We start from the raw sequence: 22,940 nt of genomic DNA, 5'->3' as shown, positions 1-22,940 counted from the left end.
TCACGCGCCTGTCTCCCGCAGCGTTGTCGCCGCGTGCCGGTAGAGCCTGCTCTTGATCAAGCCCAAGGTCGCGCCTGCCTTCGGTGCGAGCGCTCGCGCACGCGCCAGCGCCTCGTCGAGCACCTGCGACTCCGCCACGGCGGCATCGACCAGCCCTGAGGCCACCGCCTCGCGGCCGCCGTAACGACGCGCAGTGGTCATCGACTCGTGTGCCGCCGCCGGGGTCAGCTTCGCGGTGATCAGATCGCACATCCCTTCGGTGAACGGGATCTCGATATCGATCTCGGGGAAGCAGAGGTAGCCGCGGTCTTCGCGCATCACTCGCTGATCGTGCGCCAGTGCCAGCATCGCCGCCGCCCCGAAAACATGGCCCTGAACAGCTGCCACGGTCGGCACATCCAGCGTCAGAATCCGCGCGAACAGCGCCTGCACGCGCGCGCTGAACGCCGGGATCTGCTCACCGTGGGCCATCAGCCACTGCAGGTCCAGCCCATTGGACCAGAACTTGCCGCTGGCCTTGGTCACCAGCGCGCGTGGCCCGGTCTGGGCAGCGACGCCGTCGAGGTGAGCTTCGACGGCATCGAGCCAGTCCGGGTTGATCACGTTCTCGCCGGCTCCGAGGTCGAGGACATCGACGCCATCGAGTCGAGACAGCGTCGGAATAGATGTCACCGCCGGTTGCACGAAATTCATTTCTAGAAAATATCCTCTAGAGTGGCGGCCGCGCAACCCACGGCGTCTGCGATACTTCGGGGCATGGCCAGGACGCTGTTTTCCGTCGATGCCCTGCTCGACGCCGCTCGTGAGGTCGTGCTGGAACGCGGACCACGCGCGGCCACGATCACCGCGATCGCCGCACAGGCCGGTGCGCCGGTCGGGTCGATCTACCACCGCTTCGACTCCGTCGATGAGATGCTGGCCCAGGCATGGCTGCGCGCGGTACGCCGCACCCACGCGGTGTGGCCGCAGACCCTGCCGAGTGACCCGCAGGCGATCGAGGTCATCGTCGAATTGGCATTGGCACTGTTCGATCATTGCGTCGCCGAACCCCACGATGTCTTGCTGCTGGACCGCCTATCCCGCGAAGACGTGCTGAGCCTGCGCCTGTCCGCGGAGACACTCGGTCAGATCCGAGACGCCGAACGCGAAACGAGCTATCTGATGGTGGAACTGGCCCAAGCGCTGCTGGGGCGCTCACGCCGCAGCGATGTCGACTTGCTGGTTCTGGCCATCGTCGACATGCCGTTCAGCTTCGCCAAACGGTATCTGCAACAAGGGCAACGCCCTCCCCGCGCCCGGCGGTGCCGCTTGCCCGACGCGGTCCGCGCAGTCGTCGGATCCGACGTCCTCACGCAACCACTCGACACCGTGTGACCGCCTGGGCAGGGACTAGCCAGCAAACGATAGCAGGGATACCCCGGATAACGGGCTGTTATCTGGGGTAACATCGGAGATGGCCGGCGGCGATACCGCCGCGGCGGCGACACGAAGAGACCCCGTTATCCGGGGCAAGCCAGGAGAGGGAGCCCGATGGCGGCGACCGTGACCCGGATCCACACCGCCGCACCCCGCACTCTGCGCGGATCGGCTGAGGCGTTCCTGGACACCCTCGGGCCCGGCAACACCCGCCGCGCCTACGGCATCGCGGTCGTCAAGACCGTCGACCAACTCGACGGCCGCGGTCCCGGCGAACTGCCCGGCCCCAGCCGAGCCCTGGACTCGGTCACCGACGACGAGATCGGCGCGGCCCTCGAATCCCTCTGGGGCCACGCTGCGATCAATACCTGGAACGCGCGCCGCGCCGCGGTCGCGAAATGGCTGTCCTGGTGCCGAGAGCAAGGCTGGGACGCCCCGAAGGTGCCGGCGTCGGCCACGCGCTCGACGCCGCCGGATTCGGAGACGCCAGTGCGCTCGCGGACCGCAATCGACCGGCTCATTTCCCGCCGCGAGATCCATCTGCGGGAGAAGACGCTGTGGCGAATGCTGTATGAAACCTGCGCTCGCGCAGAGGAACTGCTCCAGCTCAACATCGAGGATCTCGACCTGGCGGGCCGGTGCGCCCGGGTGAAATCCAAGGGCGCCAAACCCCGCACCCGCCGCCGCGGCGCCACCCACCACGAACACGTTCTGGAAGCCGTGTACTGGGACGCCGGCACCGCCCGGCTGCTACCGCGATTGATCCGCGGCCGCACCCGTGGCCCGGTATTCGTGACCCACCGCCGTCCCGGGCCCGGAAAATACCTCGCGGACCGCGACCTGTGCCCCGACACCGGACTCGCGCGGCTGTCCTACGACCAGGCCCGCGATCTACTCGACGCCGCCACCGCGACCGACGGGCCCGGAACCGGATGGGACCTGCACGAACTGCGCCACTCCGGCCTGACACACCTTGGTGAATCCGGCGCGAGCCTGCTCGAACTCATGGCCAAATCGCGGCACCGCAAGGCCGAGAACCTGCGCCGCTACTTCAAACCCTCTCCCCAAGCGATGCGCGAACTCACCAGCCTCATCGGCCCCGGCGCATCCCGTACCCACTGACCAGCAGCTACGCCATATCCGCCCGAAATTCGGCCGATACTACGGCGACCCCGGGCCGCGCCCGACGGTGTCACCGGCCTGCACGAAGCCCTGACCCGCTGGTTCGGCGCCCCGGCATGACACCCGAACACGCGGCCGCCGGTGACCACGACACCGGCGGCCGCGGCGGACACACCCCATAACTACTACAGAATGTAGTGGAACAGCGCTACGGTGAAACAACCACCACGCGCACACCACAGGGGAGAACCGACATGAGAGCGATCACCCGAACACGCCACTACGCACGAGCCCTCGCCGACGCCCGCCGCCACCGCACCGACCTGCTGGGCTGGCTCATCCGCCGACCCTGGCTCCTGATCGGCACCGGCACCTACGAAACCGCACTCCTGCTCAGCAACCGACTCGACCCCCGCCTCAAAGAACTCGCCGAACTCAAAACCGCCGGCCTCATCGGCTGCGAATTCTGCCTCGACATCGGCTCCGCCCTCGCACACTCCAGCGGACTCACCGAACGCCAGATCACCGACCTACCCGCCTACACCACCAGCGACGCCTACACCGACCAGGAAAAACTCGTCCTCGCCCTCGCCGAAGCCATGGCCCACACCCCGGCGGCCCTGGACCTGGAAGACCTGCGCACCCGCCTACTGACCAGCCTGTCCAAAACCCAATACGCCGAACTCGCCGCCGCCATCGCCTGGGAAAACCAGCGCGCCCGCCTCAACCAGGCACTCGGCGTCCGCCCCACCGGCATGGCCGACGGCATGACCTGCGCCCTGCCGCAACGCCCCGAGCACTGACCCGAAACCCCCCAGCGGCGCAACACAATCGTCGGGGGACAGGACACACGAGAGTGCCCCCGGACCACAACGGCCCAGGGGCACCACCGGCGAAACCGGATCAGACCAGATCGAAACGATCCAGGTCCATCACCTTCACCCACGCCGCGACGAAATCATCGACGAACTTGCGCTGCGAATCATCCTCCGCATACAACTCGGTCAGCGCCCGCAACTGCGAGTTCGACCCGAACACCAGATCCACCCGAGTACCGGTCCACTTGAGCTCACCACTCGCACGATCCTTACCCAGATACGTGCCGTCATCCGCGGGGGAGGGCTCCCACTTGGTGTCCATATCCGTCAGATTCACGAAGAAGTCCGTGGACAGCACACCCGGCTTGTCGGTCAGCACACCGTGCGCGGAGTTCTGGTAGTTCGCACCCAGCACCCGCAGGCCACCGACCAGCACCGTCAACTCCGGGGCACTGAGCGTCAGCAGATTCGCCTTGTCGATCAGCAGATACTCCGCCGCCGACCGGTTCGCCTTACCCAGGTAGTTCCGGAAACCGTCCGCCGAACGCTCCAGCGCCGCGAACGACTCCACATCGGTCTGCTCCTGCGTGGCATCGGTACGACCCGCCGCGAACGGCACCTCGACCTCGAAACCGCCATCCTTGGCAGCCTTCTCCACCGCCGCCGAACCCGCCAGCACCACCAGATCCGCGAACGAGATCTTCTTCCCGCCCGACTGCTCGGCATTGAACGCGCCCTGGATACCCTCCAGCACCCGCACCACCTGAGCCAACTCGTCGGGCTCGTTGACCTCCCAGCCCGCCTGCGGCTGCAGACGAATCCGCCCGCCGTTCGCGCCACCACGCTTGTCACTGCCACGGAACGACGACGCCGCCGCCCACGCAGTCGAAACAAGCTGCGCCACAGTCAGACCCGACTCCAGCACCTTCGCCTTCAACGCCGCCACATCAGCCGCGTCCACCAGCTCGTGATCCACCGCCGGAACCGGATCCTGCCACAGCAGCTCCTCCGAAGGCACCTGCGAACCCAGGTACCGCACCGCCGGACCCATATCGCGGTGCGTCAACTTGTACCAGGCCTTGGCGAAGTCATCCGCCAACTCCTGCGGGTTCTCCAACCACCGCCGAGTGATCGGCTCGTAGATCGGATCGAACCGCAACGCCAGATCGGTGGTCAGCATCGTCGGCGTATGCGTCTTGCCCTCGACATGCGCATCGGCCACGGTGCCCGCACCGCCACCGTCGACCGGAATCCACTGCCACGCACCGGCGGGAGACTTCTCGAGCTCCCACTCGTACCCGTACAGGATCTCCAGGAACGTGTTGTCCCACTTGGTCGGCGTCGTGGTCCAGATACCCTCCAGACCCGAGGTCACCGCATCCTTACCGACACCGGTGCCGTTGCCGTTCTTCCAGCCCAGGCCCATCTCCTCGAGCGGAGCGGCCTCCGGCTCGGGACCGACCAGATCCGCATTGCCGTTACCGTGCGTCTTACCGAAGGTGTGACCACCCACGATCAGCGCCGCGGTCTCCACATCGTTCATCGCCATCCGCGCGAACGTCTCACGGATGTCGACCGCGGCCTTCTGCGGATCCGGATTGCCGTTCGGGCCTTCCGGATTCACGTAGATCAGACCCATCTGCACCGCGGCCAGCGGACTCTCCAGATCCCGCTCACCGGTGTACCGCTCATCACCCAGCCAGATCTGCTCCGGGCCCCAGTACACGTCCTCTTCGGGCTCCCACCGGTCCTCGCGACCGCCACCGAAACCGAAGGTCTCGAAGCCCATGTCCTCCAGCGCGACATTGCCCGCGTACACGATCAGATCGGCCCACGACAGGTTCTTGCCGTACTTCTTCTTCACCGGCCACAGCAACCGGCGCGCCTTGTCCAGGTTGCCGTTGTCCGGCCAGCTGTTCAGCGGCGCGAACCGCTGCATACCCGCGCCCGCGCCACCACGACCGTCGTGCACGCGGTAGGTGCCCGCCGCATGCCACGCCATCCGGATGAACAGGGGACCGTAGTGCCCGAAATCAGCCGGCCACCAGTCCTGCGAGGTGTGCATGACCTCGACGATGTCCTGCTTCACCGCCGCCAGATCCAGAGCCTTGAACGCCGCGGCATAGTCGAAGCCCTCGTCCATGGGGTTCGCCACGGCCGGGTTCTTCTGCAGGATCTTCAGATTGAGCTGGTTGGGCCACCAGTCACGGTTGCTGCCGCCCTCCGAGGGGTACTTCAGGCGACCGTGCACCACGGGGCAACCGCCCCCGGCGGGCTCGGTGTTCGCCTCTGCAATAGGCGGATGTTCCTCAGCCACGGTGTTCCTTTCGAGAGTGGGGTATTCGGGCTGTATTCAGATTTCAGATTGCGAAATGTGCTGGGCTGCCGAGCAATCGGGGCACAGACCCCAATACACGACCTCGGCCTCGTCCAGGACGAAACCGTTGGTGTCCGAGGCGGTCAGGCACGGCGCCTCGCCGACGGCGCAGTCGACATCGGCGATGACACCGCACGAGCGGCACACGACGTGGTGATGGTTGTCGCCGACCCGGGTCTCGTAGCGCGCGACCGACCCCATGGGCTGGATACGTCGAAGCAGACCCGCGGCCGTGAGCGCACGCAACACGTCGTACACGGCCTGGTGGGAAACCGTCCCGAGCGTCTCGCGCACTCGGGACAGGATCGAGTCCGTATCGGAATGAGGACGCTCGTGCGCCGCGGCCAGCACCGCGATCCGCGGCGCGGTCACACGCAGAGCGGCACCGCGCAGCATGCGCTCGAACTCTGCTGTAGTGGACACGTTCATAATTATGACTCATTCAAGTCTTCGAGGGGAGGGGTTCGCGGAAATTCTCAGGTTTCGGCCGAACGTCCCTCGCCAGACTGTGATGCGTGTCTCTAGATCATTTGCGGCAGAGACTACCGATCTTGGAGCGGCGCGTCCGGGTTATCGGCAGCCCGGAGGTGAACAGTTGACAGATCCGGATACGAAGACCCGGCAGCAGATCCGGGCGTCCCGCAGGGGAGTTCGGCGAGGCCGTGGAAGTCCAAGCCCGGCACGCAATGTCGCGGCGGGGAGGGGGTGGGTGTATGCACGAGTACCAGCGCCTCGATCGTCTTACTTGACATAATGTCAATTATCGGCGTAATAACGCGAGCAGCTGAGGCGGGTAACTATGTTGTTGCGCACCGCATCTGTGGGATCCGGAAAAAGGTGAGACTAGTCCGGTCGGAGTTGACAGTGTCCGAGTGTGGAGCCTGATCCTGAAAGGACCTGCGAGTGCCCGGGTTTTATTCGGTGTTTTATGCATAGTTATGCACCGTTCGTATCGTCACAGTGACATAAGTGGCTGTGATGGGCCCTTGGGTGACGTTCTGCGGCACGTGAGGGTTTTTATGGATCCGACACCTTCGGCGACATCGTCCACAAGGCCCACCCCGACCTGTCCGCCTCCTGGGGAATCAGCACACCGTGCACCGACCCCGCTACGTACACCACCGCATTCACCGAAGCCAAAACCGCCAACGCCGCCGCACGCCGCCTGGGAACCGTCTCCCTCTACGACGAACTCGGCATCGTGCGGCTCCTGCTCGGCAGCGGCAACAGCCCCGACTTCCAAGCATTCATCAACGAAATCACCCGTCCCCTCAGCGATTACGACGCCACCCACGACGGCGCCCTCCTACAAACCCTGCGCGCATTCCTCGACGCGAACTGCTCACAAAAAGACGCCGCACACCGCCTGTACGTCCACCCAAAACCCTCGCGTACCGCCTGGACCTCATCCGTAAACTCACCGGCCTCGACCTGAGCCAGCACGCCGACCGCATGCGAGCAGACCTGGCCCTGCGCCTGCTCGAAGTCTCCGAAACCATCAGCCAGCCGCCGCGAGCGAACTTCCTAGCCCGCCCCTCCAATACCGCGGGTGTTCTGATCGTTTGCACTGGTGGAGATCTCGCGATGGTCCTTCGTCGCGGATGCTGCACACGGCGACCAAGTAGAAGGCACGGCGCAGGCGACGGTTGTAGTGTTTCGAGCGCCCGAGTTTTCCGCTGACTCCGCGGGAGTCGTCGTGTGCGACGGGAACAAACCTGCGTGGGCCGCAGTTCGGCCTACGGTGCCGAAGGCGGTGAGGACACCGCTGGTGAAAACGATGAACGCGGCACCCAACGAACTGCGCAGTTGGCTGATCAACTGCTCGATCGCATACTGGTCGTTCCGAACTCTCGGACTCCCTAGTACTTCGCCGCCGACACCGACCGCGCAGGCGTGTGGTTGGTCTTGCCGGTGTCGATACAGGTCGAGATCGCCGTGCCCGGTGACGCGAACTCTGGCTTCGAGCCGAAGGCCGTGTGTGAACGCCAGCGCCGCTCGTTCAGAGTCGACGAGATCGTGCTGTCCCGCTCGGCCGGGCGAACACATTTGCACCATGACGCACCGAGGACTCGGTCCGGCGCAACGAAGAGATCCTCCAACCGTCCGCGATGTGCGCGGGCGCGCAAGAGGACGGCGCCGGAGAGGAGCAGATCATGTTCGCCTTGCATTCGATGCAAGGCGATCTTGGTATCAGAATTCGATTTCGACGCTCGGACTGACCGGCCGGGCCTGGCAGGCCAGGATGTAGCCGTCGGCGACGTCGTCGGGATCCAGCGCGTCCGAATTCTCCATCTCGACGAGTCCCGCGGCAAGTGTTGCGGTACAGGAACCGCATTCGCCCGATCTGCACGAAAATGGCGCGTCGATCCCCTCCGCCAGCAGAACGTCGATCAAATTGGCCGACGTCGGCCAGTTCACCGTGTGGGTCCGACCATCGAGGCGCACCACAGCAGTCGCAACCGCGCCCCCGCTGTCGGCCTGCACTGTCGGCACGAACGGATCGCCACTGAGTGATACGAATTCTTCGGCATGCACGTCTCGAGCGTCGAATCCGACACTCCTCAACACCCGTCGTGTAAGGTCCATGAACGGTGCCGGGCCGCACAAGAAGGCGTCGCGCCCGCTGAACGCGCCGGCGAATCCGGCCAGACCGGCCTGATCTGGCATCCCACGCTCGGCCTCCAGCCAGTACGCGACGGCCAGCCGGTCGGGGTGCTGTTGGGCGAGACGCCGCAACTCGGCATCGAAAATGACCGATGCTGCGTCACGATTGGCGTAGAAGAGCGCGATATGGCTGTCCGATTGTGCCAGCGCACTTTTCAGGATCGACATCACTGGTGTGATGCCGCTGCCCGCTGCGAACAGCACCAAGTCCGCGGTAATGTCGGACGGGGTGAAGGTGCCTGTCGGTGCAAGGACACGCAGCTGATCACCTGCGACGACGTTGTCACACAACCAGTTGGATCCGTAACCGCCGGCAGTGCGCTTCACAGTCACACACAGATGGTCATCGACGTCGGGCGAGCTCGCGAGGGAATAGCACCGGCCGACACCACCCACGGTGTCGCTGGGGATTCGCACTGTCAGAAATTGCCCCGGTCGATAGGAAAACTTTTCACGCAGTGTGTGGGGAATTTCCAGCACGATCGTTTTCGCATCGGCGGTTTCGTCGATTACTTCTCGGACACCGACGAGGTGGCCGAGCTGTTCTTGGAGGATTTGTGTCATTGCCAAGCATCCTTCGACGCGACGGCCCGTTTCGGGAGTCGACGTCACTACAATTGGGAGAACTACTTCGGGTCTACTTCGTGGCAGCTGCTCGCGTATGTGGCAACGCGCGATACCAGACCTCACCCAAAGCGCGGCCCAATTCATCAATGCGTTCACGTTTGGGCGTCGAGGACGGCAGACCGACGTGAACGTAGGCCATCTGCTCGGTCATACAGCCGAGTGTTTCCGCCAGTAGATCGACGTCGGTCTCACCGATCGTGCCGTTGTCCTGCAGTCGTTGCAGCCAACGGCGAGTACGGGCGACGAAATCACCGCGCATGTTGAGCCACAACTGCTGAAATCCTTCATTGGAGCTGGCAGCAGCTGCTTCGCGCAGTAGACGCAGCACTTTTCGGTGCCGTGAATACGCGTGCAGATAGGTGACGTTCACGTCGACGAGCGCATCGAGTTCACTATCTGTTGCCAAACGCCTCGACATCGCCTCGCCTAGTTCGGTCAACCCGGGGCGCATCACGGCGAGAAACACGTCGTCAAGGCTTGCGAAATGGCGGTAGAAGTTTCCCTGCGATATATCGGCCCGATGGGTGATATCGGAAATCCTTGTCCGCGTATATCCGTACTCCGCGAAACATTCCGTCGCGGCTTGGATTACTTTCTCGCGGGTCTGCTCGCCGCGGCGATTGGGCCGCTTGGCGACCGCCGATTCTGCCTCGATCAGTCCAGCATCGGAGTAAGCATCGTCGATGGTGCGCGCGGGGCGCTGCCGTTGCGCTTCCGTTCTGCGGGCCATCGTCTACCTTTCACCAGCGTCCTGGATTGTGAATAGGTTATCACTAACAACTATCGGTTCGGCTTCTTCATACGTGGTCTCATGACGCATCGGTGAGCCGATCGCGCGTGCGATGAGGGTTCGTGTCGGTGCTGCCATGTTCAGGCCTTCTCCAACAGACCGGTGAGCGTCGCGAGCGGATAGTCTCGTCCTGCCCCGTTGACAGGCAGATATGACAGCAACTCTGCAAGGCGCTCATCGACCGGGCCACCGGTGCCCGCGTGCCCCTCGCCGTCGAAGATGGTTCCGGTGGCACCGTCGACGGTGACTGTTCGCCCCGCCAGTGCCGCCATGGTGCCTGTCCCGCACCCGACCACACAGGGGAGCCCGATCTCACGGCATACCAGCGCGGCGTGTGAGGTACTGCCGCCCAGCTCGGTGACCACTGCAACAGATTCGAACATCGCCGGAACGTCGGCCGGTGAGGTCGACGGGCGAACCAGCACTACCGCAACGCCTTCGGCAGCCAACTGGACCGCTTGGTCGACATCATCGATCGCCCGTCCCACTGCCACTCCGGGCCCAGCGGCAGTTCCGGTCGCCAGGACAGGCAGGTCGGCGCGGATGCTGCCGACCGTCGCTAGCTTGTCCACCTGCTCGCGCGTGATCCGTTGCAGTGCCAGCTCTTTGCCGATCACACCTTCGCGGACAAGATCGACCGCGATGCGGACAGCAGCAATCGGCGAACGCTTGCCCGCACGGCACTGCAGCACGTATAGCCGGTTGCTTTCCACGGTGAACTCGATGTCGACAAGATCCGCATGCTCGGCCTCGAGTAGTGCGGCGATACGTTCAAGTTCGGCGTAGAGATCGGGCCGACCACTGCGCAGGGATTCGACTGGCAGCGGCGTCTTTTCGCCCGACACCACATCTTCGCCCTGGGCCTGGTCCAACCACTCGCCGAACAGCGCTTTGGCACCGGTGGCAGGATCACGGCTGAACATGACCCCGGTACCGGAGCGCTCGTCACGATTACCGAAGACCATCGCCTGCACGGTCACCGCGGTGCCGCCGCCGACACCGAGACCGTGCCGTTCGCGGTATGCTTTGACCCGCTCATTGGTCCACGAGTCGAACACTGCTCCGATCGCGGATCGCAACTGCTCGTAGGGATCCGACGGCGGCTCGATGTCATCTTGCCGGGCGACGATCGCGGTGTAGCTCTCGCGGAAACGATGCCAGGTATCCTGCGCCCACGCCGCATCTCCGGTCTCCGCTGCCAACACATCACGTAGCTCCGGGGTCAGCCCCAGGTTCAGCACCGTGTCCATCATTCCGGGCATGCTCTGTGCTGCACCGGAGCGAACCGACACCAGCAGCGGAGAAGGTCCCGATCCGAAGGTCCGGCCGGTCTCGACCTCCAGCACGCGCAACTGCTCCAGGACCTCCTCCCAGATCTGTGTCGGCAAGGCACGATTATTGGCGTGGAAGTGTGCACAGACATGGGTGGGAAGCGCGAATGCCGGGGGCACCGGCAGGCCGATGGCCATCATCTTGTTGATGCTGTACGCCTTGCCGCCGAGTACGTCCTTGGTGCCGGAGATACGGCCGTCGAGAGCAACGACATCGGGCAGATTCGGATCAGTTGTCATTGCGAAAATCCTTTTAGTGCAGGGAAACTCGTCGATCTGGTGGCGAGTAAGCCACCTTCGGTGAGGATGTCGATGCCGTTCACCCACGAAGCATCGGGCGACAGCGCAAAGGCGATCACCGCCGCGACCTCGCCCGGGGTCCCATGGCGTCCGACAGCGCTCGCCGACCGCGCGATCGCTTCGGCGCCCATGCTGGTCGTGAAATCGGCGAGAATCGGGGTCTCGATCGGCCCGGGGCTGACAGACAATGCTCTGATGTGGCGAGGGATCAGTGCCCCCGACAGCGCACGGGTCCAGTCGACCAGCGCGCGCTTGGACGTGTCGTAGGCAGCGGGACCGTCGATAGGATGCTCGCGTAGCCAGGACTCGATTCCGGCCGAATCGGGGACCGCCATGAGAGCTGCGATCGATTCCGGGGGCTGAGTGTTGCGGCCCGCGGCTACCGAGGCGACGTTCGCAATCGCGGCACCGCTGCTGATCCGGTCGAGCAGACCTTCCACCAGCAGGCGAGGTGCCAGCGCGTTGACCGCTAATACCGTTGCGGCGGGCGCGGTCCCGGGAACGCCAGCGACATTGGCCACGCCGCTGATCGGGCCGGTTATCCGGGCCACGGCCGCGGCGATTTCCTCGGGATCGGCAAGGTCGCATCGGATGGTCCAGACGCCTTCGATCGGGCACTCGTTTCGGTCGACCGCGATGACCGGAATATCTCCCGCCCGCAGGCGCCGCACCAACGCCAGTCCGATACCCGAGCCCGCTCCGGTGACCACAACGGGATGGTTCGAGGTGTGGTCGCTCACGACAGGACCGCCCGCAGTTCGGTGAACTCCTCGATACCGTAAGTGCCGAGTTCCCTGCCGTGACCAGAGTTTTTCATCCCGCCGAACGGCACGGCCAGGCGATCCCTCGTGCGTACTCCGTTGATCTTCACCTGGCCGGCATGCAACCGTGCCGCGATCACCTGTGCGTGTTCGGCGTCGGCGGACCATACTTCGGCCGACAGTCCGAAGTCGCAGTCATTGGCGATACGCACGGCATCGTCGATGTCGCTGTAGGCCTGGATTGCGATGACCGGGCCGAATATCTCCTCACGTATCGCTTCGGCGTTCTCGGGCAAGCCGGTGATCACCGCGGGATCGACGAAGTAGCCGTGTGCACTCACCTCCGACGGCTCGGCGGATCCAGTCACGAGGGTGCCTCCCGCCTTCACGGCACTGCTGATGTAAGCGAGCACACGGTCCCGCTGGCGCGCGGACGCGAGCGGGCCTTGGCGCGTTGCAGGGTCCGCCGGCGCACCCAGAACGTAGTTCTCGACCTCGTCCTTCACCAGCGGCAGGACTTCACCGATCAGATGCGCAGGCACCAGCATGCGGGTGGTTGCGTTGCACGCCTGGCCGGAATTGACGAGCCCGCCTGCGACTGCGCCCGCGACGGCCGTCGCAAGATCGGCATCGGGCAGGATGATCGCGGGAGATTTGCCACCGAGCTCGAGCGTCGAACGAGTCAGTGTCCGGGCTGCCAGACCTGCGACCGTGCGGCCTGCGGCAACACTGCCGGTGAAGGATACGTGTCCGAGTCCGGGGTGCCCGGCCAGCGCCGTTCCGGTCACCGCCCCGGTGCCGGTGACCGTGTTCAAGACTCCGGGCGGGCATCCGGCCTCGATGAACAGCTTGACCAGGGCATTCGCGTCGAACGGGGTTTGTTCGGATGGCTTCAGCACAACGGGGCAGCCGGCGGCGAGTGCCGCCGCGACTTTCGCCACGATCTGGTGCACAGGCATATTCCAGGGGGTGATCGCAGCAACCACGCCGGCGGGACAGCGGTGGACCACAGCGCCGTCGATGCGGGTGCTCCACGGGAACTGTCTGGCCAGGTCCGCGGTCGTACGCAGAACCGCGGCAGGCAGTTCGGCCTGGGTGACGCGTGCGAGCCCTACGGGCATACCCATTTCTCGCCCGACGAGTTCGGCCATGCGTTCACGGTCCCGGTCGAGCAGGACGGCGACACCTTCCAGCAGGCGTGCGCGCTCGTCGACGTCGCGGCCTGCCCAGCCAGGTTGGGCCTGTGTCGCGGCTGCGACTGCTCGGTCGACGAGGTCGAGGCCGGACTCGGCGACTTCGCCGATCATCTCTTCGTGGTAGGGATCGATCACAGGGATCGCGGGCCCCGGCGACTCCGTCCAGTCGCCGCCGATCAGGGCGTGGGCGCATTCGAGTTCAGCCATCGAGTCGCTCCAGTTGCACAGGAAGGGTCTTGATTCCACGGAAGAAGTTGCTTCGCAATCGTGCGGCATCGCCGACCACCCGCAGATCGAGACCGCGCTCGATCACTCGCGTGAAGAACAGCCGAGCCTCCAGGCGGGCCAAATGGCTTCCCAGGCAGGCATGTTCACCCCAGCCGAAGCCCAAATGCTCATTGGGGAAACGATCGCCGACGAACAGATGCGCGTCGGGGAACGCACGCTCGTCACGATTGGCCGAGCAGAACCACAAAACGACCTTGTCGCCGGCCTTGATCGTCTTGCCATGCATCTCGATATCACGAACTGCGGTTCGGCGCATCGACAGAACCGGCGACACCCAGCGGGTCATCTCCTCCACCAGTACCCGAATCCGGTTGGGTTCCTGCCGGATCATTTCCCACCAGTGCGGGTTCTGGTGCAAGGCCAGCACTCCCCCGCTCAGCAGATTGCGGGTGGTTTCGTTGCCCGCCACCATCAGGATCAGATAGTAAGCGTCCAGGTAACCCCGCTCCAGGGGCTTGCCGTCGATCTGCGCGGCGGTCAATGCACTGACCAGGTCCTCGGCCGGGCACGCACGTCGCTGAGCTTCGAGCTCACGAAAGTATTCGAACACTTCGTCCCGTGCGCGGACTGCGGTTTCCGGACCTTCGGAGTACTCCGGGTCTTCCGAGGCCATCTGATTGGTCCACCGCAGCAGGTGCGGGCAGTCCTGCACCGGCGCACCCAGCAACCGACCGATCATCACCAGAGGTAGCTGCGCTGCCACGTTGGCCACGAAGTCCAACTCACCGGCGCCCACAGCCGTGTCCAGCAGATCATCGATCACCGTGGTGATGTCGGCTTCGAGGGATTTGACCTTCGCCGGCCGCACATGCGGGGTCACGATCCTGCGTAGCGGACCGTGCTCGGGTGGGTCCACGTGGTGGATGCTGCGGCCGCCCTCGCCCTCGGCACGGCGGCTCGCGATCTGGGTCCCATGAACAACGGTGAAGTCCTCATGGTTGGCTGCTACTGCCTTGACATCAGCGAATCGAGTCACCGACCAGAACCCCGGGCCATCAGGCTCCTCGTTCCAATGCAGCGGGTCCTCATCGCGAAGTCGGGCGAACATGCGGTCGTCCTCACCCGTCTCGAACACCCGCAGGTCCATCAGGTCGATGTCGCTGCCGGTCACCATCGTCGCCTCCCAGCTTCCTGTCGCCAACACTGTTTGTGACTTGCCCTTCACTAAATCACATGTGATCCGAATTGCAAAGATGTCTTGAACAACAAGTTGAGAGGCAGATATCCTGCAGACACGTAAGCGACAACCGATTCACAAATGAGGTGCCGTGTATCCCCCGACGATCGCAGCAGACAACCCGGAGACCATCGCCTACGTGATGGCATCCTCCGGCCTGCAACTGACCTACGGCGAGCTTGACAGCCGTTCCAATCAACTCGCACACCTGCTGCGTGCCCGCGGTGTCGGACCTGGACGTTCGATCGTTCTCATTCTCGAGAACCGGATCGAGTGGCCGATCGTCGTCGCGGCCGGGATGCGGTCAGGGCTCGCTGTCACCCCGCTCAACTGGCACCTGGCCCCGGGCGAGCTGGCGACCTTGCTGTCCGAAGCCGCCCCCGCGGCCATCGTGACCAGCTCCGCACTGCGCGCCACCGTGGCCACAGCACTCGGTGACGACACCGACACGGTGCTACTGAGTGTCGACGACGCCGGAGACGGCTTCGACAACCTGACCGAAGCAATCGCCAATATGCCGACCACACCGATCGCCGACGAATTGCTCGGTGCACGGGTGCTCTACAGCGGCGGAACAACCGGTCGGCCAAAGGCGTTCCGCCAGCCGCTGCTGGGCATCCACCCGGCCGATGCACCGCCGCGCCATGCGGGATTGGCGGCCAAACTCGGCATCGACGGCTCCACCGTGCTGTTGTCTCCCGCCCCCAGCTACCATGCGGCACCGTTCACCTTCCAGCTCATCGTTCTCGCCCTCGGCGGAACCGTGGTCTGTATGGAACGGTTCGACCCAGCAGCCGCGATGGAAGCGATACACCGGCACAACGTCACCCACTCCCAGTGGGTCCCGACCATGCTGCTGCGGTTGCTACGCCTGGATTCCCGCGAACGCATCGAACTGCCGCGTACTCACACCGTCGCGTTCACGGCCGGGGCACCGTGCCCGATCGAGGTCAAGGCTCAGATCAACGACTGGTGGGGGCCGATCCTGCACGAGTACTACGGCGCATCCGAAGGATACGGGCATACCTACATCTCCCCGACCGAGTCGCAGAACCACCCCGGGTCGGTCGGCCGACCGCTGGACGGGACCGAACTACACATCGCGGATGAGAACCGAACACCGTTGCCGACAGGAACGGTCGGCCGAGTATGGTTCGAGCGCGTCTCCGATTCGGGTTCCCCCGATCCGGACGACAATTCCGGGTGGCGCAGCATGGGCGACTCTGGTTACCTCGACGCAGGTGGCTTCCTCTACCTGGTCGGCCGGGAAAGTTTCATGATTATTTCGGGTGGCGTCAACATCTACCCGGAAGAGATCGAAGCGGTGCTGGTCACCCATCCGTATGTCGCCGACGCCGCAGTGTTCGGGATTCCCGACCCGGAGTTCGGCGAGCAGGTCAAAGCGGTGGTCGAGCTTCGGGCCGGCCACGTCGCCACCCCGAGATGGAACGCACTCTGATCGATCACTGTCGGCAGCTGTTGGCAACGTTCAAAGCCCCGAAAACAGTGGAGTTCACCGACCGACTGCCCCGCAACCCGACCGGAAAACTGAACAAGAAAGACCTGCAAGAGCGCTACTACCCGGTGCGGTGACCGCGCCCGATCGACTCACGCAACATATGGAGGCAACGATGCCAAACGATTTCGACATTCTGCACTCGCTGCGAGTGAAAGGCCTGGCCAGCGACCCTGTGCTTGCGGCCATGTCAGGTGTCTCGCCTACCGAGCTTCCCGACCGGCTTGCTGCGCTCATCGATGGCGGGCTGGTCGTACGACGAGAAGGGCGGTTGGCCGGTTCGTCACTGACGCCGGCTGGGCGCACCGAATATCAGAGTGCACTGGCCAACGACTCCGAAACGACCGCCGCGCACGCACAGTTGGATCGGCTCTACACCGCCTTCCTACCGATCAACGGCCGATTCAAAGACGTCTGCCATGACTGGCAAATGCGTACCGATACCGAACCGAACGATCACAGCGACGCCGAATTCGATGCCGAGGTGATCGGGCGTCTGGCCTCGGTTCACCGCGAGATGGCCGATCATCTCGAGACCGTTTCTCAGGCGTTGCCACGCTACGGCCGCTATCGGATTCGGCTCACCGACGCTCTGGCCAGGGTACGCGAGGGCGACAACGCCGCCTTCGCGCGCCCGATGTACGACAGCTATCACGACATTTGGATGGAACTACATCAGGACTTGCTGCTCAGCCTCGGCCGTGAGCGCGGCGAGCACGACGAAGGCTAGAACATCACCGTTCCTGGTGTCCGGGCGGACCGTGGTCGGCCCCGTACGGCTGCGGTCCGCGGTGCGGGTCGTAGCCGTGTACGCCTGCCGCGCTCGACCCGGGCAGTGTCTCGGCCTCGGCAATGACAAAGGCGGCGGAACACAGGTGTGTGTTCCGCCGCCCTCGTTGTGTATCAGGCTATTTCGCTGCCATCCGAATAGCGCCGTCGAGACGGATCACCTCACCGTTAAGCATCGGGTTGGCGATGACGTGACCGACGAGGGCTGCGAACTCCGCGGGATCCCCCAGACGCGACGGGTGCGGCACCTGCGCACCGAGGGAACGGCGAGCCTCGTCGGGAAGAGTCTGCAGCAACGGCGTATCGAAGATGCCCGGCGCCACCGATGCGACGCGAATCTGATGGCGGGCGAGCTCGCGAGCGATCGGCAGGGTCATAGCGACGATTCCGCCTTTGGAAGCGGAGTATGCGGGCTGGCCGACCTGCCCGTCGAACGCCGCCACCGACGCGGTGTTGACGATGACGCCGCGTTCGCCGTCGACCGGGTCGGAGGCCGCCATGCGATGGGCCGCCAAGCGAATGACGTTGAAGGTGCCGACGAGATTGATCCGGATGATCTTCTCGAAGGATTCCAGCGGCAGCGGGCCCTCCTTGCCCAGCACTTTCGCCGGCGGCCCGACTCCGGCGCAGTTGACCACAGCCCGTAGCGGGCCGTGGCGTTCGCTCGCGTCGAGGGCGGCGGTGACCTGTTCGGCGGAAATGACATCACCGCGAGCGAACGTCACGCGGTCGACGCCGATCCGCTCTTGGACTGCCAGGCCGGGCGAGGTTGGCAGGTCGAGCACGATTACGTGAGCACCGGCGTCGACCAGGGCTTGGGTGGTCGCCAGGCCCAGGCCGGACGCGCCGCCGGTCACCAGCGCGACACCATTGTCGATCTTCACTTGCTTTCACTCCTGTTTTCTCTATTGCACTGTTGATCAGAGCTTTTCGATCACGGTGGCGTTGGCCATTCCGCCGCCTTCGCACATCGTCTGCAGGCCGCACCGGCCGCCGGTCGCTTCCAGATGACTGACCAGCGAGGCAAGCAACCGACCGCCCGAGGCGCCCACCGGATACCCCGGAGCGATCGCGCCGCCTGCTGGATTGAGTTTGTCCGGATCGGTACCGCCATCGGTCAAGGGTGAAGAGCTTCCAGACGTGATCCGCCATTCGATGTCGGGGTACCGCCAAAAGATCGCATCGTCACGAAATACCGGGCGCAACGACGCCAGGCTCTCCATCGTCGTCGACGGTTGCACCGTCTCGTCCGTCTCGACGATCCGCGAGGATGCGTCCTCTACAGAGGTCACCACCGGCACTATCTGAGGCCGCCTCGGCGGCGCCCACTGTGGCGGCCAGACGATGTGAGCGCGCCGCATACTCGTCGAGTTGGTCGCGGGTCAACTTCCACTGCACTGCAAGCAGTTCCGCCGATATGCCCCGGGCGACAAGCCCCTCCGGGGACCGCGACCGCAGCGGCGCGACGTTGGGGTCCTTGCCCATCGTCTAGGAAGACATCGGCACGCGACTCATCGACTCGCCCCCCGCAGCGACCACGACATCGCAGATGCGCGACATGATCGCCGGCGCTGCGAACTGGGCCGCCTGCCGACTGGACCCGCACTGGCGATCCACTGTCGTAGCAGGGATCGACTCGGGATAGCCTGCAGCGAGAACTGCAGTGCAGCCGATGCTCATCGACTGCTCACCACCCTGGCCGACACGGTCGGTGATCACATCGTCGATCAGAGCAGGATCGAAGTCGTTGCGTGACAGTAGTTCTCGTAAAACAGTCGCCAGCAGGCCGACCGGGTGGACCCCGGAAAGGATGCCACCGGTCTTGCCTTCGCCGGACGGCGTACGAACCACCTCCACAATGACGGCGTTATGCATCGTCGACCTATCCAGACGAGGAAATACGTTGCGGCACAGGCGGTCAGAGGATCAGCGGTCCAGAGACGTAAGTACGTGCGCGAGCGGAGTCGCAGGCGCCGCCGAGTTCTGTCTTCTCTGCCTTCGTCGAGCATTCGGAGTGCGTAGCCGGCACCGACTGGTAACCGCCGCAATCACGCGCGAAGACGTCGGCGATCAGATTGATCAGCTCGAGCCGCGGCATCGAATCCGCATCTTCGTCATTCTCCTTGCCGGAAGGCTGGTTCTACTCGGCGCTCGGTGACACGGCAGCCACAACAGGCACGAGCGCTTCTTCGATGGCGCGCACCGCCTCCGAGACGTCGGCTGACGCGTCGCTGGTGACGCTCTGCAGAGCCGTGAGCGCGACGTAATCGGCGATGACGGCTGCGGAATCGGTTCCTACACCCAGCTTTTCGGTGTTGTTGAAACGGCGTAGGTGCACTGCATCAGCGCGACGCTCGAGCGTAAGGCCCATGAGGCTACGCGGGGCAAGCACGGTACTTCGGACCCCACGAAGGGCCGACAGGTCGAGATCGGGCACGTTGAGATTAAGCAGAGTCCGGGGCGAACCGTGATCCACCATCCATCGCACGGCCGCGACGGCGACTGCCGCTGCAGTATCGAACCTGTGCGTGGGCGCGAACCCGCAGCTGATCGCGATCGCTCTGGCACCGGTGGACACGGCGGTCAAGGCGGCGCCGACGGTACTGGAGTTCAACACCAATCGCCCTGTATTGTGCCCCGGATTGATACCGCTGACAATCAGATCGGGTACCGCACCGAACGTCCCGGTCCGCATCGCGAGTACCGCGAACGACGGCGGGGCATCGAATCCGATCACCCGCACATCGGGCAAGTCCTCGATCCGGGATTCCTCATAGGCGATGGCGGCCCCATCGTCGAGCGTGCCAATGGAAGAGCCGCTGCCGCTGTGATCACGTAGCGGACCCGCGACCTCGATCTGGTATCCCTCGACATGTAGTGCGCGCACCAGTGCGAGTAGCCCAGGGGCCTCGACCCCGTCGTCATTGGTCACCATGATCCGCATTCGATTGATCCCTTCTCCGGCGCTCCGCTCGGCGAACCACGCCGAATGACTCCACAGATTGTGACTTCCTCTTCACATAATTGTCTAGCACCTTCTGGAGCCTTTCGAGATACACGCTTGACACAGTGACTGCTGTCACATCAAACTGTGAACAGAAAGTCGCTAATCGTGATCGGTTCGCCTGGGCTGACGCTCATGCTGGCTCAACCGGTCCACATCGCGGAAGAAGGATCCTCATATGGCCGAGTGGCCCATCAACGACGCTGCGTCGAAGGTCTATCCCCTGTACTCCCGTGCCAACGTCGGGGAGATCTTCCCCGACCCGATCAGCCCGCTCAACGCCTCGGCAGGGTTTCAGCACAACCTCGAACCGGGGTGGCGCGACGCTTTCGTGAACTGCCGTGTCTGGGACCACGACCTCTACGACGCCGCTGTCGACAAGAACATCCTTCCTGCCTTCGGCAGCTACTTGTACATCAACATGTCGCTGATGCGACTGTTCGGGGTGCGTGTGCCGGGAATGTCGGCAGAGGCGGTCGACCTGCAGTACTTCGGGGACATGCCCGGCATCCCCAGCTACGAGAGCGAACGGCGCGACTTCGACACCAACTCCGAGCACGAGGCGGCAGCCGGCGCCTGGCTGGTCGAAGAGGTCATCGGCGCCACCGACCTGAACGAGTTCGACGCCGACCGCAAGGCCGTCAACGCCATCCGTGCAGAGCGCCCGGATATGACGACGTTGACCGATCAGCAACTGCGTGAACGGATCACCTCGTTCGACTACATCCTGCGACCGCTGTTCCAACACCACATCGAAGCCAGTCTCAAATCGGGCGTCGGGCTCGGCGCGGTCGCCCAGGCAGCCGCGGCCGTCGGTCGCCCCGAACTAGCGCTCAACCTCGTCAGCGGCATCGGCGACGTCGACTCCGCCATCCCGTCGACTCGATTGTGGGCCTTGAGCCGTATTGCACAGGCACCTGCAGTCGCTGCTGCCTTCGACGCGGGCATCGACGGCCTCCACCAGCGACTGGTCGGCGACAACGACCCGGTCGTGGCTCAGTTCACCGCGGCGTTGAACGAGTTCCTCAACGATTGGGACTTCCGCGGTCCTGCGGAGTGGGAGGTTCGCGCGGCAACGTGGGGGGTCAAACCCGAACTAGCGTTGGCCACTATCGATCGCATGCGCCACGTCGCCGACAACGAGGCCCCCGAAACCAAGAACGGAGACCGCGTAGCAGAGCGCGAAGCCGCGTCGTCGGTCATCCGAGAAATCCTCGCCGGCGATCCGGAGGCCACAGCTCAGTTCGAAGCCACCCTCGCTGCCGCGGCGCTGTGGCTGCGAGGCCGTGAACGCGCGCGCACCACTGCCGCGATGGTTATCCACGAAATCCGACTGCCGGCACTGGAACTTGGCCGACGTGGAGTCGCCGCCGGCGTGCTGGACACCCCCGAACAGATCTTCATGCTCTTCGCCGACGAACTCGACGATTATCTCACCGACGCGGCACGCTTCACCGAGGTTGTACGCGACCGCGAACGAAGCTACCTCGCCCTGTTCGATTATGAGCCGCCGTTCGTCGTCGCCGGCGAGGTCCCCGCGCTGGACACCTGGCAGCGTCGCTCCAATAAAACAAGCACCGCACTCACCCCTGGCGAGACGATCACCGGCGTGTCGGGATGCTCGGGCCTCGTGAAGGGCCGCGCCCGCGTGCTGACCTCCCCCGACGACCCCTCGGCGCTCGAACCAGGCGAAATCCTCGTGGCCCCGATCACCGACCCGTCCTGGACACCACTGTTCGTGGCCGCGTCCGCAGTCGTTGTCAATGTCGGCGCGCCGTTCTCCCACGCCGCGATCGTCAGCCGTGAGCTCGGAATCCCCTGTGTCGTCTCGGCGACCGACGCTACGACCCGCATTCCCGACGGCGCTCGCATCGAGGTCGACGGGACCACCGGAACAGTCACAGTGCTGACCGAGGCATAGACCCGCGCACTGTACTCCGGGGTCGTGTCATTGTCCCGTCGCGACGATCGACGTTGTTCGGCGCAAAACAACCGCAACGTGCCGACCATGCCGGGAGCTGTCCCCGGAGCCGGATCAGCCACATGGCTCGACCGGCTCCGGGCTCCCAGGGTCGCGACAAGCCAACCACAATGGCAGGCTCCGGAGAACGCCAATTCCGGAGCGTGACGAGCTGAGTTCAGCTGCGGAGCCCCAACGCCAATTCTTGTCTGGCAGCGACATACTCCGCGGCGAGGCGATCAACGACCCGAGCGATCGGCTGGACTCTCTCGAACACGCCGACGCCTTGCGTGGAGCCCCAGATGTCGCGCTACGGCCTTGCTTCGGTTCCGGCCGATTCCCCGTACCGAAATCCATTGCCGTGGGATCGGATTGCGGTAGACACCATCGACCAGCTTCCGCAAAAAAGGCCCGCACCCACCACGTCCGTGCACCGTTCGTCGAGCCGGGATCCTCCCGCGACGCAACGGGGCGCTGGCCCCGCTGCAGCTGTGTGTCGAGCACATCGTCCCCACGCTGTCGCGCCAGCACCAGCCGATCGTCGCGCCTACGCCGAATGGCACATCATCAGGCGCGCCCGATGCCGCGGCACCCGCAGAACCTTTCGCGAATCCGCACACCGGTCCAATCGTCAGCTGATCCGCGGCGCCATCGTCTTCCTGGACTGGCTCGACAGCAGAGAAACTTCGACCGCCAGGCTGGCCCAGCACCGCGTAGATGAGCCAACGTCATCTCATCGCCGGGATCGAAATCACACGCCCCAACGACAACCGGTCGATCGTGCGCCGAGTCACATTACGCTCG

Annotated in this window: 17 protein-coding genes and 3 pseudogenes; 7 read left to right on the top strand and 13 right to left on the bottom strand. The window is 64.5% G+C overall.

The window, feature by feature from the left end; genetic code table 11:
• Positions 1-693, bottom strand: coding sequence for an enoyl-CoA hydratase/isomerase family protein (locus tag ON40_RS12840; RefSeq protein WP_218008779.1), 693 nt, complete (start codon positions 691-693; stop codon positions 1-3).
• Positions 694-756: 63 nt separating this feature from the next.
• Here ON40_RS12840 and ON40_RS48125 point away from each other — a divergent pair, with 63 nt between their 5' ends.
• The 3 genes from ON40_RS48125 (at position 757) to ON40_RS12825 (ending at position 3,341) form a co-directional block, all read left to right on the top strand.
• Positions 757-1,374 carry a TetR/AcrR family transcriptional regulator gene (locus tag ON40_RS48125; RefSeq protein WP_051193042.1) on the top strand — a complete coding sequence of 206 codons (618 nt, stop codon included), beginning with the start codon at positions 757-759 and terminating at the stop codon, positions 1,372-1,374.
• 156 nt (positions 1,375-1,530) lie between these two features.
• Positions 1,531-2,538 (top strand): tyrosine-type recombinase/integrase, encoded by a 1,008-nt coding sequence (locus ON40_RS12830; protein ID WP_051193041.1) that lies wholly within the window; start codon positions 1,531-1,533, stop codon positions 2,536-2,538.
• 254 nt (positions 2,539-2,792) lie between these two features.
• A complete protein-coding gene (locus tag ON40_RS12825) occupies positions 2,793-3,341 on the top strand; it encodes a carboxymuconolactone decarboxylase family protein (RefSeq protein WP_040822097.1) in 549 nt (182 codons plus the stop codon).
• 100 nt (positions 3,342-3,441) lie between these two features.
• Here the strand turns inward: ON40_RS12825 and katG are convergent, their stop codons facing one another.
• Together katG and ON40_RS12815 are read right to left on the bottom strand one after the other, a co-directional pair.
• On the bottom strand, positions 3,442-5,673 hold the full coding sequence (katG, locus tag ON40_RS12820; RefSeq protein ID WP_040822095.1) for a catalase/peroxidase HPI: 2,232 nt from the start codon (positions 5,671-5,673) through the stop codon (positions 3,442-3,444).
• Between the two features lie 36 nt (positions 5,674-5,709).
• Positions 5,710-6,129 (bottom strand): Fur family transcriptional regulator, encoded by a 420-nt coding sequence (locus ON40_RS12815; protein WP_373281901.1) that lies wholly within the window; start codon positions 6,127-6,129, stop codon positions 5,710-5,712.
• Positions 6,130-6,934: 805 nt separating this feature from the next.
• On the opposite strand from ON40_RS12815, the pseudogene ON40_RS56035 reads away from it, so the two are divergent.
• Positions 6,935-7,413, top strand: a pseudogene (locus ON40_RS56035) (PucR family transcriptional regulator).
• A gap of 510 nt (positions 7,414-7,923) precedes the next feature.
• On the opposite strand, the gene ON40_RS12805 reads toward ON40_RS56035, so the two are convergent.
• The 6 genes from ON40_RS12805 to ON40_RS12780 form a co-directional block, all read right to left on the bottom strand.
• On the bottom strand, positions 7,924-8,961 hold the full coding sequence (locus ON40_RS12805; protein WP_040822092.1) for a ferredoxin--NADP reductase: 1,038 nt from the start codon (positions 8,959-8,961) through the stop codon (positions 7,924-7,926).
• Positions 8,962-9,034: 73 nt separating this feature from the next.
• On the bottom strand, positions 9,035-9,754 hold the full coding sequence (locus ON40_RS12800; protein WP_051193040.1) for a TetR/AcrR family transcriptional regulator: 720 nt from the start codon (positions 9,752-9,754) through the stop codon (positions 9,035-9,037).
• A gap of 140 nt (positions 9,755-9,894) precedes the next feature.
• On the bottom strand, positions 9,895-11,385 hold the full coding sequence (locus ON40_RS12795) for a pyruvate, phosphate dikinase (RefSeq protein ID WP_040822090.1): 1,491 nt from the start codon (positions 11,383-11,385) through the stop codon (positions 9,895-9,897).
• Positions 11,382-12,185 (bottom strand): SDR family oxidoreductase, encoded by an 804-nt coding sequence (locus tag ON40_RS12790; protein WP_040822088.1) that lies wholly within the window; start codon positions 12,183-12,185, stop codon positions 11,382-11,384. The genes ON40_RS12795 and ON40_RS12790 overlap by 4 nt, the downstream gene beginning before the upstream one ends.
• Positions 12,182-13,609, bottom strand: coding sequence for an aldehyde dehydrogenase family protein (locus ON40_RS12785; RefSeq protein WP_040822087.1), 1,428 nt, complete (start codon positions 13,607-13,609; stop codon positions 12,182-12,184). The genes ON40_RS12790 and ON40_RS12785 overlap by 4 nt, the downstream gene beginning before the upstream one ends.
• The gene (locus tag ON40_RS12780) at positions 13,602-14,804 is read right to left on the bottom strand and encodes a cytochrome P450 (RefSeq protein WP_040822475.1); all 1,203 of its coding nucleotides are present in this window, start codon (positions 14,802-14,804) and stop codon (positions 13,602-13,604) included. The genes ON40_RS12785 and ON40_RS12780 overlap by 8 nt, the downstream gene beginning before the upstream one ends.
• 154 nt (positions 14,805-14,958) lie before the next feature.
• On the opposite strand from ON40_RS12780, the pseudogene ON40_RS12775 reads away from it, so the two are divergent.
• Together ON40_RS12775 and ON40_RS12770 are read left to right on the top strand one after the other, a co-directional pair.
• Positions 14,959-16,460, top strand: a pseudogene (locus ON40_RS12775) (AMP-binding protein).
• The gene (locus ON40_RS12770; RefSeq protein ID WP_306305385.1) at positions 16,457-17,113 is read left to right on the top strand and encodes a MarR family transcriptional regulator; all 657 of its coding nucleotides are present in this window, start codon (positions 16,457-16,459) and stop codon (positions 17,111-17,113) included. Before ON40_RS12775 ends, ON40_RS12770 begins: the two are co-directional and overlap by 4 nt.
• Before the next feature lie 178 nt (positions 17,114-17,291).
• On the opposite strand, the gene ON40_RS12765 is transcribed toward ON40_RS12770, so the two are convergent.
• The 4 genes and pseudogenes from ON40_RS12765 to surE all read right to left on the bottom strand — a co-directional run bounded on the left by ON40_RS12765 (position 17,292) and on the right by surE (position 20,107).
• The gene (locus ON40_RS12765) at positions 17,292-18,056 is read right to left on the bottom strand and encodes an SDR family NAD(P)-dependent oxidoreductase (protein ID WP_040822084.1); all 765 of its coding nucleotides are present in this window, start codon (positions 18,054-18,056) and stop codon (positions 17,292-17,294) included.
• A gap of 36 nt (positions 18,057-18,092) precedes the next feature.
• Positions 18,093-19,047 (bottom strand): annotated as a pseudogene (locus ON40_RS12760) (thiolase family protein).
• Between the two features lie 43 nt (positions 19,048-19,090).
• Complete coding sequence (locus ON40_RS12755; RefSeq protein WP_040822082.1) at positions 19,091-19,270, bottom strand: hypothetical protein; 180 nt, start codon at positions 19,268-19,270, stop codon at positions 19,091-19,093.
• Between the two features lie 42 nt (positions 19,271-19,312).
• Entirely contained in the window at positions 19,313-20,107 is a 795-nt protein-coding gene (surE, locus tag ON40_RS12750; RefSeq protein ID WP_245567781.1) for a 5'/3'-nucleotidase SurE, read from the bottom strand.
• A 247-nt stretch (positions 20,108-20,354) separates the two neighbouring features.
• Between surE and ON40_RS12745 the strand changes: the two genes are divergently transcribed.
• Positions 20,355-22,097: a PEP-utilizing enzyme gene (locus ON40_RS12745; RefSeq protein ID WP_040822079.1), complete on the top strand. Its 1,743-nt coding sequence runs from the start codon at positions 20,355-20,357 to the stop codon at positions 22,095-22,097.
• Positions 22,098-22,940: the final 843 nt, after the last annotated feature.

The sequence above is a fragment of the Nocardia jiangxiensis NBRC 101359 genome (assembly GCF_000308615.1).
GTDB lineage: Bacteria > Actinomycetota > Actinomycetes > Mycobacteriales > Mycobacteriaceae > Nocardia > Nocardia jiangxiensis.
This window is presented reverse-complemented; position numbering and strand designations above follow the sequence as displayed.